We start from the raw sequence: 12,806 nt of genomic DNA, 5'->3' as shown, positions 1-12,806 counted from the left end.
ACCTCCTATGAATCGGCAAACACTTTATAGCCATGGCTTTGCAGTATATCGACAGCGGTGCGCTGTGTTTCCCTGTCGCTGAAGGATATCTTTAGCGCCCCCGATGTATCCTCGCGGCTGTTTAATATGCCGATATTCTTTATATTCAAGCTGTGTTGTCCAAGTAGTGTGGCTATTTCTCCTATTGTACCGGGTTTATCGTCTACGTCTACTATTATATCGAATGTGGGATAAACATATGATTTGTTTACAATCGGCATATCGCTGCGCCACTGTTTGGCATCGATAAAATAGGATAAAATTGACTCAGCATCCTTATCGTCTAACATATTGGCAAAACGCGATAATACGGCTATGAAGTCATCTATAGACCGTTTTACAGCGGAGGCGTTGGCCAGGCATATTTCGCGCCACATGTATGGATTCGATGCTGCTATTCGCGTCATATCCCTGAATGCCCCGGCAGCCAGTAATTTCATATATTCGGCGTTATGTTGGTCCTTTGTAAAATGCATGAGCGAAGATGCCAATACATGCGGCAGGTGGCTTACAGCGGCTACTACCTCATCATGCGTATCTGCGTCCATTATTACAGGTATAGCCCCCATCGAGCGTATTATATGCGATAATTTGTCTAACGCTTCATCATCGCATGTTGAAGGTGGTGTCAATATATAGTAGGCATTTTCCAATAGACGGCTGTTTCCGGCATGATATCCTGATTTCTCAGTACCGGCCATTGGATGGCCGCCTATGAAAATGGTATCGCCGAGCAAAATAGTTTCTATACCATACATTATAGGCGCTTTAACGCTAGCCGTATCGGTTAGTATACAGCCCTTTTTGACATGCGGTACGATAGCGCTTACCATTGCTTGAACAGAAGAGACGGGCGTGCATATAAAAACGATATCGGCGTCGATTGGGCCTGGTATATTTGGATCATCCACTACTATACCGTCCGATATTACATTATCTTCAAGGGCTGCATGGACATAATCGGCATTTTTATCTATGCCGATTATGCGATGAATATCAGCCTTGTACCTTAGTGCCCTGGCTATGGAACCTCCTATGAGCCCTAAACCTACTACGGCTACCGCAGCTATATCATCCATTTACATGCTCCATAGCGTCGTGTAAAATCGTTACTCTCTTCATAAGGTCAGCGAAGTCGTCTGGCGCTAAGGATTGAGGGCCGTCGGATAATGCATGCAATGGATCCCGGTGCACTTCCACTATAAGCCCGTCAGCGCCGGCTGCTATAGCAGCCAGCGACATAGGTATAACTAAGTCGCGTTTACCGGTGCCATGGCTGGGATCTACTATTACCGGCAAATGTGTCTTCTCCTTTAATACTGGTACGGCGCTTATATCCAGCGTATTACGCGTGGCGGTTTCAAAAGTTCTTATGCCACGTTCGCACAGTATGACCTGGTAATTACCCTCGCTCATTATATATTCGGCTGCATTTAACCATTCCTCTATGGTGGCCGATATGCCGCGCTTCAGTATGACAGGCACTCGAGCCTGGCCGGCCTCGCGGAGGAGCTGAAAGTTTTGCATATTGCGTGCGCCTATCTGTATGATGTCCAAGTATTTCAAGGATATTTCCAAAGTGGCCGGCGAGATAACCTCCGATACAATGGGCAAACCTGTGGCGTCTCTGGCTTCGGCCAATATCTTAAGGCCCTCTTCTTCCAGGCCTTGAAATGAATAAGGGGATGTCCGAGGTTTGTATGCGCCGCCGCGCAGCATATGAGCGCCGGCATTTTTGACGGCTATGGCCGTGGCCAGGGTTTGTTCCTCGCTTTCTACAGCGCATGGACCGGCTATCACCGTTAGAGAGCCGCCGCCGATCTTGTGGCCTCGTACCTCTATGACAGTAGGTTCGGGTTTGAAAGTTTTAGTGACCAATTTGTATGGTTCGGCTATCGGTATGGTCTTTTCCACGCCGGGCATAAGCTCTATGGGGGTATCGCCCAATAGGCGTTTGTCCCCTATAATGCCTATTATGGTGTACTCGGCTCCCGTCGATATATGAACGCCAAGGCCGAGTTTTTTCAGATATTCCGATATGTTATCGATTTGTTGTTGGGTTGCATTGGGTTTCATTACTATAACCATATTACCATGCTTCCTTTCTATGATTTATGTTTTCACCATACTACCATTCTTCTGCTTTTGGTATTATAGGACCTCTTTTAATGCGCTTATGAACGCCTCGTTTTGCTCGGGAGTACCTATTGTTACCCTGATCCAATTGTCCATTTTAAAGATTTCACCCGAACGAACTATGATGCCGTGAGTCAATAAATCGCGGAATATCTGACGGCTATCGCGGTCAACGTTTACCATAATGAAATTGGCCTGTGTGGGTATATATTCCAAACCCATTTCATCGAAAGCAGCATACAGGTATTTCTTGCCTTCATCATTATTCTGCTTGCTTTTGGATAAAAAATCCCTGTCTTCAAGCGCGGCCAGGGCGGCTGATTGAGCGACGCTGTTTACGTTAAACGGCGCCCTTATGCGGTTCAGCAGGTCTATAATAGCCGGATTTGCAATACCGTAGCCTAGCCTCAATGAGGCCAAACCATATATTTTGGAAAAAGTTCTCAATACTATGATGTTATCATACCTATCTACCAAATTTATGCTTTCCGGATAAGACGGATCATCGGTATATTCGTTATATGCCTCGTCTATGACGACGAGTATGTTTTTAGGTACTGCATCTATAAACTCCAGTTGTTTTACGCCCGAATATATGGTACCCGTAGGGTTATTGGGGTTGCACAGCCATATAACCTTGGTCTTGTCGGTTATGGCGCTATAAAATGCGTCGAGGTCAAATGTATGATTCTTAAGAGGTACCTCTATGCATTGGCCGCCCATCAGCTCAACGGATGCCTGGTATTCTGAAAACGTAACGTTACCTATTAAAGCCTGATCGCCGGGTTCTATATATACGTGTGATATCAATTCTACTATTTCATCCGAGCCGTTTCCGAATATCAATTGCTCGGGCTTGACATTGAGTTTTTTGACCATAGCCTGTCTCAATTCGGTGCAATTGCCGTCGGGATAGATGGCCAGTTCGCCCATCATGTCTGATATGGCTTTTTTGGCCAGCGGCGAGCACCCTAAAGGGTTTTCATTGGATGCCAGCTTTATAACGTTTTGTAAACCCAGTTCGCGCTTTACATCGCCGATAGGCTTGCCGGGTATATAAGGTTTCATTTTGGGTATAACTTCTCTCGGTTTTAGCACTATCATCATCCTTTCTATAATTTCAGCAGTAAATTCTCTGGTATATCGCTGAATATACCTGTTTGACCGATGCCGGTGGGCAGTATAAAAGTCAGCTTGCCGTCGGCGACCTTCTTGTCGTGATACATGGCCGGCAATAACTGCCGCATAGTTATGCCTGGAGGCTCTACGGGCAAGGAAGCGGCTTTGAGAAGCTTGATTAACCTCTCCGTATAGCTTTTATCTGTGAGTCCCATGATATTAGCCAATCTGGCGGCGTATACCATACCTATGGATACAGCTTCACCGTGCAGATAAGCGCCGTACCCTGCTTCTACCTCTATAGCGTGGCCGAAGGTGTGCCCGAAATTGAGCAGTGCTCTTTTGCCGTTTTCTGTTTCATCGCTCTGAACTATACCGGCTTTTATTTGACACGAGCGCTTGACGGCGTATGCCAAGGCTGCTTCATCTAATGACATTATATCACTTATATGTTGTTCCAGCCAATAGAAAAAAACCTCGTCCAAGCCTGCACCGTATTTTATTACCTCGGCTAATCCGGCTGAAAGCTCGCGCTTGGGCAATGTTTTGAGAACGGATATATCGGCTATAACAGCTTTTGGCTGGTGAAATGCTCCTATAATGTTTTTGGCCATAGGATGGTCTACAGCAACCTTGCCTCCTACACTGCTGTCTACCTGGGCCAATAACGAAGTCGGTATTTGTATAAAGTCGATACCGCGCATATATGTGGCTGCAACAAAACCTGCCAGATCGCCTATAACGCCGCCGCCCAGAGCGATGATGCATGAGCGGCGATCCATGCCGGCTTTTAAGGCCGCTGTATATAGTTCCATGGCATGATCCATAGTTTTTGTGGTTTCACCGGGGGGCATCGGTTGCATATGGATTGTCATACCGTTTTCTGTGAAGGATGCTGGCAGCGTTTGACCATATAGAAGCTCCACATTCTGATCGGTTACGATCATGGCCTTGCCTTTTATCCAAGGTTTGAGCAGCGAAGCTGCATCTTGTAGCAGTCCGGTTCCTATAAATATCGGATAAGAGCGGCTCTTGAGTTCTACATTTACAATCTCCATTATAAAAGCTCCTTTACATCTCACTCGCTTGTTTTATATATCCCATATAATTGCGCTTGAGTTCTTCTAGAGAATCTCCGCCGAATTTTTCCACTACAGCGCAGGCCATAGTCCATGCCGCTGCGGCTTCGCCTACTATACTGGCCGCCGGTACGGCACATATGTCCGATCGCTCTATACTTGCGCTAAAAGCCTCTTTGGTCTTTATATCAACGCTGTTTAACGGTTTGTATAGTGTGGGTATAGGTTTCATCGCGGCGCGAATCACTATAGGCTGTCCGTTGGATATACCGCCTTCTATACCGCCGGCATTGTTGGTTTGCCGATAGAACCCGTGTTCCGATGAGTAATATATTTCATCGTGGACCGTGGAGCCAGGCATAGCGGCTCCTTGAAAGCCAAGGCCTATCTCTATACCTTTTATGGCTTGTATGCTCATAAAGGCCTGAGCCAGCAAGCCATCCAAGCGTCGGTCCCATTGCACATGACTGCCCAACCCTACAGGCACGTTGTATATTATGACCTCAAATACTCCTCCTAGCGAATCGCCTTGCCGGCGGCAGCTATCTATCTCAGCCATCATGGCTTTGGATACTGCCGGATCTATGCACCTCACGAGCGATGCGTCGGCTAATTCGGCAATTTTATCAATGGAATGGGGCTGTTCGCTCAATGCTACAGATCCTATTCGCGTTACATGGCTGCAAATGCCTATGCCTAACGGCTTTAAAAGCTGGCGCGCAACAGCTCCGACCGCTACCCGAGCAGCCGTTTCGCGGGCGCTGGATCGCTCCAATACAGGGCGGATATCCTGAAGATTATACTTTATGGCACCGGCAAGATCAGCGTGTCCCGGTCTGGGACGGGTAACGGTTTTTTTATCATCTGGCGGCGGCGCTTGGGGGTCCATATAATCCTGCCAGTGGGACCAATCTTTATTGCATATATGCAGCGCTATGGGGGCTCCGGTAGTCTTACCATGAAGTATACCGCCGTCTATATGCACGCTATCGCTTTCTATTTTCATGCGGCCGCCGCGGCCGTAACCGCGTTGACGGCGCTGAAGTTCGACATTGATATCATCGGTGTTTATATCCACATTAGCAGGCATACCGTCTATTATGACGCTTAGCATAAACCCGTGGGATTCGCCGGCTGTAAGGTATCTGAGCATGGCCAACCGTCCTCTCTTTATATATTGAAATTATTTTATACCAAAACGGCATGCAACGCAATATGCCCCGGGCGATGCAAATAAAGTTGAATTTGTGTTAAATTCGTGTTAAATTAATATTAATTCTATGATATAATGAAACCAATAGCGGAAGCTAAATATTTCGAATCAGGGGGAATGTGCTTTGAAAGATTATCATGCTGATGAATTGAGAAATGTAGCTTTGGTAGGCCATGGCAGCGATGGCAAGACCACCGTAGCTGAGGCGATGTTGTATTTGGGTAAGGCCACTGATCGATTGGGCAAAGTGACCGAGGGCAATACAGTATCGGATTACGATCCCGAAGAAATAAAGAGGAAGATATCGCTGAATACCTCTGTATTACCTATTGAATGGCATAACTGCAAATTAAATATAATAGATACCCCAGGGTATTTCGACTTTGTAGGCGAGATGCTGGAAGGCTTGAGAGCCGTAGACGGTGCGATGATAGTGGTTAGTGCCGTGTCGGGTATAGAGGTCGGCACAGAAAAAGCATGGGATTATGCTGACCAATATGGTTTGTCTAAAATGGTGTTTGTTAACCAGATGGATAGAGAAAATGCTGATTTCGATAAAACGGTATCTCAGCTCAAAGATAAATATGGCACTCATATATTGCCATTGCAGTTGGCTATTATGCAAAACGATCGTTTTGCTGGATTTATAGATCTGATCGAACTCAAAGCATATGCTGTAGATAATAATGGTCAAACCAAAGAGATCCCTATCCCTCCCGATATGAACGATAGCGTGCAGGAAGCGCGTGAAGCCATTATAGAGTCGGCCGCTGAAGGCGATGAAGCGCTGATGGAGAAGTTCTTTGATGGCCAACAATTAACCATTGATGAGATAAAGCGGGGCATAAAAGCAGGCGTTTTGGATGGTTCTGTAGTACCCGTATTGTGCGGCGCTGGATTTATTGTGGCAGGCATAAATTATGCTATGGATGCTATAATAGATTATATGCCCTCGCCTAAAGACAAAGGGGCTGATGAGAATAAGCCATTTTCCGCTGTAGTATTTAAAACAGTGGCTGACCCGTTTGTGGGTAAACTCTCACTTTTCCGTGTGGAGTCGGGCCGTTTAACCTCTGATACCGCTGTGTATAACTCTAATCAGGATAAAACCGAGAAAGTCGGACAAATATATCTGATGAGAGGGAAAAAACAGGTACCAGTAGATGCCATAAACGCCGGTGATATAGGGGCTATAGCTAAACTGCAGTATACTGTTACAGGGGATACATTATGCGATCCTGCGCATCCTGTTAGATTGAAAGGTATAGATTTCCCCGCTCCGGTTATATCTAAAGCGGTAGAGCCTAAATCCAAAGGCGATGAAGACAAGATATCAATGGGATTACATAGGCTGGCTGAAGAAGACCCCACGTTTACAGTAGAAAAAAATGTGGAAACCGGCGATATGCTCATATCGGGTATTGGGGAGCTGCATTTGGAGATTATAACCCAGAAGCTTCATAGTAAGTTCGGTACCGATGTTATATTAAGGGACCCTAAAATACCCTATAGGGAGACCATTCGTAAATCTGCCAAAGCGGAAGGCAAGCATAAAAAACAGACTGGTGGACACGGCCAATACGGTCATGTATGGATTGAATTTCAACCTTTGAACGATTCCTCGGAGACGTTTGTATTTGAAGACAAGATAGTGGGTGGCGTGGTACCGCGTCAATACATACCTGCGGTAGAGAAAGGCCTTAGGGAGTGCATAGAGCATGGTGTGTTGGCAGGATATCCGTTGATAGGGGTTAAAGCCATATTATACGATGGTTCATATCACCCGGTAGATTCTTCAGAAATGGCATTTAAGGTGGCAGCCTCTCTAGCGTATAAGAAGGGTATAGCAGAAGCTGATCCGGTTTTATTGGAGCCTATAATGCATGTAGAGGTTATTGTTCCGGAAGAATACATGGGAGATATAATGGGCGATATAAATAAGAGACGGGGGCGCATACTTGGCATGAACCAGGTGGAAGGCGGTTTGCAGCAAATAGTGGCTGAGGTACCTATGGCCGAGATGTTCAAATATGCCACTGAGCTCAGGTCTATGACGCAGGCCCGAGGGACATTTGCAATGCGTTTTGAGCGTTACGAAGAAGTACCTTCTAATATAGCGGCTAAAATTATAGAGGAAGCCAAACGAGCACAACAGGAAGAATAAGGATAAAAAATATGCTGTAATGCCTCTTGACAGAGGCATTACAGTGGTGTACAATAGTTGTTGCTGGTCAAAATATTGCCGGAGTGGCGGAACTGGCAGACGCACGGGACTTAAAATCCCGCGGCTCGAGAGAGCCGTACCGGTTCGATTCCGGTCTCCGGCACCAGCAAGATTATTATATCGTCGCGGGGTGGAGCAGTCAGGTAGCTCGTCGGGCTCATAACCCGAAGGTCGAAGGTTCAAATCCTTCCCCCGCAACCATGGCGGTGTAGCTCAGGTGGCTAGAGCATGCGGTTCATACCCGCAGTGTCAGTGGTTCGAATCCACTCACCGCCACCAATTTTTATTACCTGTTGAGAAGTCTACAATTCTCAACAGGTATTTTATTTTGCATAGAACCTTATGTTACCGATTCTAACATTGCTAGTGACTTTTTCTATAAACAGCGCTATAATAATATTAGTAAATTTTGAGCAAAGGAGGGCCAGTATTTGTGGTAGACGAGAAGTTCATGATGGATGGTTTTAATCGAGTGCTGGATGCCATGGATAATCTAGAGCGGCGCTTCAATGAGCGCATACATGGGCTTGAGCAGCACTTCGATGAACGTATGGATAGGCTTGAGCAACGTGTGGGTGCTTTAGAACAGCGCATGGATAAGGTAGAGGTCGATATAGCAGGGTTAAAGCAAGGACAGCAAACGATTGTGGAGCGTTTGGATAAAATCGAGGATAAATTTGAAAAGGAGGATGGTACATATGACAATGATTGATGTGCATAAAATTCATTATGCAGGGTGGGATAATTGTATCCAGGTATCCAACGGAATAATTGATATAGTGGCTACCACAGATGTGGGCCCGCGCATAATACGTTTTGGTTTTAAAGGCGATGTAAATGAATTTTGTGAAAGAAAGGATCAGGTAGGCAAGAAAGGCGGGGATGAGTGGTACATATATGGCGGGCATAGGTTATGGCATAGTCCGGAAGCAAAGCCGCGTTCGTATATTCCAGACAATAAGCCGGTAGCATGGAGCATCATAGATGATGGAATAAAACTCAGCCAAGATACCGAACCTGAGACCCATATAAAAAAAGAAATGGAAATAACGATGGCTGCTGATAAAGCTGCTGTCAATATAAAACATAGATTGATCAACGAAGGGCTTTGGCCCGTACGATTGGCGCCATGGGCATTGACGGTTATGGCTACCGGGGGAAAAGAGATAGTACCTCAACCGCAAAGGGATACAGGCCTGCTGGCCAATCGGCTTCTAGTGTTGTGGCCTTATTCAAAAATGAACGATCATAGGGTGTGTTGGGGTGATAAATACATAACGCTGCTTCAGGATCCTGATTGTGAGCCGCCGTTTAAATTTGGCCTTTCAAACGAATATGGCTGGGCAGCTTATGCCAACCACGGGCATATGTTTGTAAAACGGTATAAGCATCAGCCTGATGCTGCCTACCCTGATTTCGGTGTATCGTTTGAGACGTATACCACTGACTTTATGACCGAGATAGAGTCGCTAGGCCCCATGGTAGAGTTGCAGCCTGGCGAATCGGTAGAGCATAGCGAAGAATGGTTGCTATTCGATAATATATCCATGCCGTCTGATGATGAAAGGCAAATCGATGAGTTAATCAAAGCCATCGGCTTGAGTTAAATTAAAGAAAATTTTACGCAAAGGCTCTTTATTTTTTATTTATTGATGGTATAATAGTTGGAGCAAATTTATAGTTGAATAATTTATAAATGAATAAGAGGTATTATATTGACTAGATTTACTCCAACACAAATATTAGTTATGGGTTTTGCCGCTATAATACTTACGGGCACGCTGTTGTTGATGCTGCCCATATCTTCTGCAGCGGGACAAAATACTGACTTCATTACCTCGCTATTTACGGCCACATCAGCTGTGTGTGTCACTGGCCTGGTAGTGGTGGATACCGGCACTTATTGGTCGCTGTTTGGCCAGATAGTGATAATGCTATTGATACAGGCGGGTGGCCTCGGCTTTATGACTATGGCCACGCTCGCCTCTATGCTGCTTGGAAGGCGTATAGGTCTGAAAGAGCGTCTGGTGATACAGGAGGCATTGAACGAGTTTTCACTGCAAGGTTTGGTCAAGCTAACGCAGCGCATATTGATAACCACGGCATTATTTGAGCTCTCAGGTATGGCGTTACTATCGACGCGCTTTATACCGATTTACGGTATAGGCAAAGGGCTTTATTTCTCTTTATTCCACGCTGTGTCGGCATTTAATAACGCCGGATTCGATATTATAGGGGATTTTGTCAGCTTTACTCCGTTTGTAGGTGACATAATTATAAACTTCACTGTAATGGGCCTGATCATAATAGGGGGTATAGGCTTTGCTGTCATAATGGATGTGTTCTACAACTGGCATGTAAAGCGCCTTTCGCTGCATACAAAACTGGTGCTTACTACTACTACTGTGTTGATAGTTGCTGGTTTTTTGTTCTTTTTCTTTGTGGAATATAATAATCCAAAAACGCTCGGCCCTTTGTCCGTACCAGTTAAGGCTATGGCTGCTCTTTTTCAATCTATAACACCAAGGACAGCCGGTTTCAACACCATCTCAGAAGGAGACCTCACCGATGCATCCAAGTTTGTGACCATTTTGCTCATGTATACCGGCGCTTCTCCTGCTTCTACTGGCGGTGGTATAAAGACTACCACGTTGAGTACCATAATCTTAGCGGTGGCTGCTGTGCTCAGAGGCAGAGAGAATGTCAATATATACGGCAAAAGGCTGTCATGGACGCTGGTGATGCGCTCGCTTTCCATAGCTGTGCTAGCATTAGGTTTGATATCAGCGGTTACTATTATATTGTCTTTAGCCGAAAATCAAGCGTTTATAAAAGTACTGTTTGAAACCGTATCGGCTTTTGGTACAGTGGGATTATCTACAGGCATAACGCCTACGTTGTCGGCGGTTTCGAAAATAGCACTTGCGTTTACTATGTTTGCCGGCAGGGTGGGACCGCTTACCATTGCCGTAGCGCTGCTGCAAAGGCAGCATGGGATGAAGGACTTATGCAGATATCCTGAAGAAAAAATTATGGTGGGATAATATGGAGGTTTTTATGAAGCAGTTTGCAGTTATAGGGTTAGGAAGATTTGGCATAAGCGTGGCCAAAACTTTATACGAAATGGGACATGATGTGTTGGCTATAGACAAAAATGAGGAATTGATCAGCGCTATATCGGATTATACGACGCATGCTGTTCAAGGCGATGCATCCGAGGAAGGCGTATTACAGTCACTAGGCATAAAAAATTTTGATGTGGCTGTGGTGGCTATCGGAGGCGATATAGAAGCCAGCATAATGGTTACTATGATAGTAAAGGAACTTGGCGTTAAATATGTGTTAGCGAAAGCCCAGAATGATATGCATGCACGAGTGCTATACAAAATAGGGGCCGATAGAGTAGTATTTCCGGAAAGAGACATGGGGATTCGCGTGGCTCATAACCTCGTATCTACCAATATAATGGATTATATAGAGTTGTCACCCAATTATAGCTTAATGGAATTGTCAGTATTGCCCATTTGGGTTGGTAAATCGCTTAAAGAGCTAAACATGCGTACAAAGTATGGCATAAATGTTATAGCTATAAAGCGAGGGGAATCAATAAATGTGACGCCCAAAGCGGATGATGTGCTTCGCAAAGGCGATGTGTTAATAGTAGTAGGTACTGCTGATGATATAGGTAAATTAGAGGCGCTATCCGGAAGAGTGGCAGGCTAATATATGATTATCTCCGATGGTAACCCGCGCATTAAATTGGTAAGAAGCCTTGCCTCCTCGCATGGGAGAAAGAAAAGCGGCCTATATTTTATTGAAGGGGCAAAGTTGATAGAAGAGGCTATAAAGGCAAATGAGGATATCTTATTTATTGTTTATTCATCCGATTTCGGTGACAGCACTCTTCTGAAACTCATTATCGATAGAGATATAGATAATTTTTCGGTTTTGCCTGATGTATTTGTCAATATTGCAGATACCGCAACACCGCAAGGCGTCCTTGCTGTATTAAAACAACAACAAAGGGATTGGCATGAGATAATGATGCTCGAACACTGCCTGCTGTTGGTATTGGATGCCGTACAGGACCCGGGAAATGTAGGTACCATGATACGCACAGCGGATGCGATGGGCTTTAGCGCTGTTATAGCCGGTCGAGGTACCGCTGATCAATACAACCCTAAAGTACTGCGCGCCGCTATGGGTTCGTCGTTTCATATGCCGGTTTATAATGATGTTCCATTGCCTGAAGCATTGACCGAATTAATGGAGCGAGTATCTGTATTGGCAGCTGTGCCACGCGGCGGGATAGATATAGATGAGGCGCCTCTAGCTGACAGAACAGCTATCATTATAGGCAATGAGGCGCGGGGTATAAGTGATAAGGTTATGGATAATGCGGCATATACGGTTAGCATAGGTATGCCCGGCCGCGCAGAATCGCTCAATGCGTCTATCGCAGCCGGCATAATAATGTATGAGATATCACGCCGCTGGTACTCCACTAACTGATCACTGGCCCAATTGGGGAAGTTTATCGTTGCTCTCATCTATTACTTCAACAGGTTTGTCAATGGCCTTAAATCGTATCAGTGCATAAGGATAAGTGATAACCTGCGTTACCATATCGTTTTTGCCGGGCTCAGTAAAGCGTACTGTAAGCGTAAGTTTGCCATTTTTGTTCTCGATAAGGTCCAATACCTCAACGGTATATCCGCCTGTGGGTTTTTCACCGGCTGCTACATAGATGTAGTCGCTGTCGTTTTCAGTGTAATAGATATAACCTTTTTTCTTCTTTACCTGCTCTATAGTTTCCTGTAGTTTTAATGGGGCATCTGAGACGTCTATTTTTTCGTATTTTATATTATTTTGGGCTGTGTTGCTATTGCCTGATGATGAACAAGCCAGTGTTCCTAGTATCATAACCAGCGCAATAAATATTATTGTAAAAATATTCTTCACGATGTTCACTCCTTCCTATCTGTATAGACGTATG

Annotated in this window: 12 protein-coding genes and 3 tRNA genes; 9 read left to right on the top strand and 6 right to left on the bottom strand. The window is 45.2% G+C overall.

The features are described from left to right. Window positions 1–5: 5 nt before the first annotated feature. The 5 genes from MAHAU_RS08685 to aroC all read right to left on the bottom strand — a co-directional run bounded on the left by MAHAU_RS08685 (window position 6) and on the right by aroC (window position 5,526). Window positions 6–1,118, bottom strand: a complete 1,113-nt coding sequence (locus MAHAU_RS08685; RefSeq protein WP_013781353.1) for a prephenate dehydrogenase — start codon at window positions 1,116–1,118, stop codon at window positions 6–8. Further along, window positions 1,111–2,127: a 3-deoxy-7-phosphoheptulonate synthase gene (gene aroF, locus MAHAU_RS08680; protein ID WP_013781352.1), complete on the bottom strand. Its 1,017-nt coding sequence runs from the start codon at window positions 2,125–2,127 to the stop codon at window positions 1,111–1,113. Before aroF ends, MAHAU_RS08685 begins: the two co-directional genes overlap by 8 nt. A 63-nt stretch (window positions 2,128–2,190) precedes the next feature. After that, a complete protein-coding gene (gene hisC, locus MAHAU_RS08675; RefSeq protein WP_041644014.1) occupies window positions 2,191–3,279 on the bottom strand; it encodes a histidinol-phosphate transaminase in 1,089 nt (362 codons plus the stop codon). Between the two features lie 8 nt (window positions 3,280–3,287). Next, window positions 3,288–4,352, bottom strand: coding sequence for a 3-dehydroquinate synthase (gene aroB, locus MAHAU_RS08670; RefSeq protein WP_013781350.1), 1,065 nt, complete (start codon window positions 4,350–4,352; stop codon window positions 3,288–3,290). Window positions 4,353–4,365: 13 nt separating this feature from the next. After that, window positions 4,366–5,526, bottom strand: a complete 1,161-nt coding sequence (aroC, locus tag MAHAU_RS08665; RefSeq protein ID WP_013781349.1) for a chorismate synthase — start codon at window positions 5,524–5,526, stop codon at window positions 4,366–4,368. A 184-nt stretch (window positions 5,527–5,710) separates the two neighbouring features. Between aroC and fusA the strand changes: the two genes are divergently transcribed. From fusA to MAHAU_RS08620, 9 genes are all read left to right on the top strand, one after another. After that, window positions 5,711–7,750 (top strand): elongation factor G, encoded by a 2,040-nt coding sequence (gene fusA / locus MAHAU_RS08660; RefSeq protein WP_013781348.1) that lies wholly within the window; start codon window positions 5,711–5,713, stop codon window positions 7,748–7,750. Between the two features lie 77 nt (window positions 7,751–7,827). Further along, window positions 7,828–7,916, top strand: a tRNA-Leu gene (locus tag MAHAU_RS08655). Between the two features lie 18 nt (window positions 7,917–7,934). Beyond that, window positions 7,935–8,011, top strand: a tRNA-Met gene (locus MAHAU_RS08650). Between the two features lies 1 nt (window position 8,012). Next, a tRNA-Met gene (locus tag MAHAU_RS08645) sits at window positions 8,013–8,089 on the top strand. Between the two features lie 154 nt (window positions 8,090–8,243). Then, on the top strand, window positions 8,244–8,522 hold the full coding sequence (locus tag MAHAU_RS08640; RefSeq protein ID WP_013781347.1) for a hypothetical protein: 279 nt from the start codon (window positions 8,244–8,246) through the stop codon (window positions 8,520–8,522). Next, window positions 8,509–9,417: a TTE1925 family mutarotase gene (locus MAHAU_RS08635; protein WP_013781346.1), complete on the top strand. Its 909-nt coding sequence runs from the start codon at window positions 8,509–8,511 to the stop codon at window positions 9,415–9,417. Before MAHAU_RS08640 ends, MAHAU_RS08635 begins: the two co-directional genes overlap by 14 nt. A gap of 108 nt (window positions 9,418–9,525) precedes the next feature. Beyond that, entirely contained in the window at window positions 9,526–10,854 is a 1,329-nt protein-coding gene (locus MAHAU_RS08630; RefSeq protein WP_013781345.1) for a TrkH family potassium uptake protein, read from the top strand. Between the two features lie 13 nt (window positions 10,855–10,867). Continuing rightward, window positions 10,868–11,533, top strand: a complete 666-nt coding sequence (locus MAHAU_RS08625) for a potassium channel family protein (RefSeq protein ID WP_013781344.1) — start codon at window positions 10,868–10,870, stop codon at window positions 11,531–11,533. A gap of 3 nt (window positions 11,534–11,536) precedes the next feature. Further along, on the top strand, window positions 11,537–12,322 hold the full coding sequence (locus MAHAU_RS08620) for a TrmH family RNA methyltransferase (RefSeq protein ID WP_013781343.1): 786 nt from the start codon (window positions 11,537–11,539) through the stop codon (window positions 12,320–12,322). Here MAHAU_RS08620 and MAHAU_RS15060 read toward each other — a convergent pair whose 3' ends face one another. Further along, complete coding sequence (locus tag MAHAU_RS15060; RefSeq protein WP_013781342.1) at window positions 12,323–12,772, bottom strand: protease complex subunit PrcB family protein; 450 nt, start codon at window positions 12,770–12,772, stop codon at window positions 12,323–12,325. Window positions 12,773–12,806 lie beyond the last annotated feature (34 nt).

Source organism: Mahella australiensis 50-1 BON, assembly GCF_000213255.1.
Classification (GTDB): Bacteria; Bacillota; Clostridia; order Mahellales; family Mahellaceae; genus Mahella; species Mahella australiensis.
Note: the sequence above shows the minus strand (reverse complement) of the source record. Positions and strands in the feature narration are given on the sequence as shown.

Excerpts from the sequence above, each read along its gene's own strand:
- MAHAU_RS08685 (WP_013781353.1), bottom strand. The coding sequence starts at position 1,118 with ATGGATGATATAGCTGCGGTAGCCGTAGTAGGTTTAGGGCTCATAGGA.
- aroF (WP_013781352.1), bottom strand. The coding sequence starts at position 2,127 with ATGGTTATAGTAATGAAACCCAATGCAACCCAACAACAAATCGATAAC.
- hisC (WP_041644014.1), bottom strand. The coding sequence starts at position 3,279 with ATGATAGTGCTAAAACCGAGAGAAGTTATACCCAAAATGAAACCTTAT.
- aroB (WP_013781350.1), bottom strand. The coding sequence starts at position 4,352 with ATGGAGATTGTAAATGTAGAACTCAAGAGCCGCTCTTATCCGATATTT.
- aroC (WP_013781349.1), bottom strand. The coding sequence starts at position 5,526 with ATGCTCAGATACCTTACAGCCGGCGAATCCCACGGGTTTATGCTAAGC.
- MAHAU_RS08635 (WP_013781346.1), top strand. The coding sequence starts at position 8,509 with ATGACAATGATTGATGTGCATAAAATTCATTATGCAGGGTGGGATAAT.
- MAHAU_RS08625 (WP_013781344.1), top strand. The coding sequence starts at position 10,868 with ATGAAGCAGTTTGCAGTTATAGGGTTAGGAAGATTTGGCATAAGCGTG.
- MAHAU_RS08620 (WP_013781343.1), top strand. The coding sequence starts at position 11,537 with ATGATTATCTCCGATGGTAACCCGCGCATTAAATTGGTAAGAAGCCTT.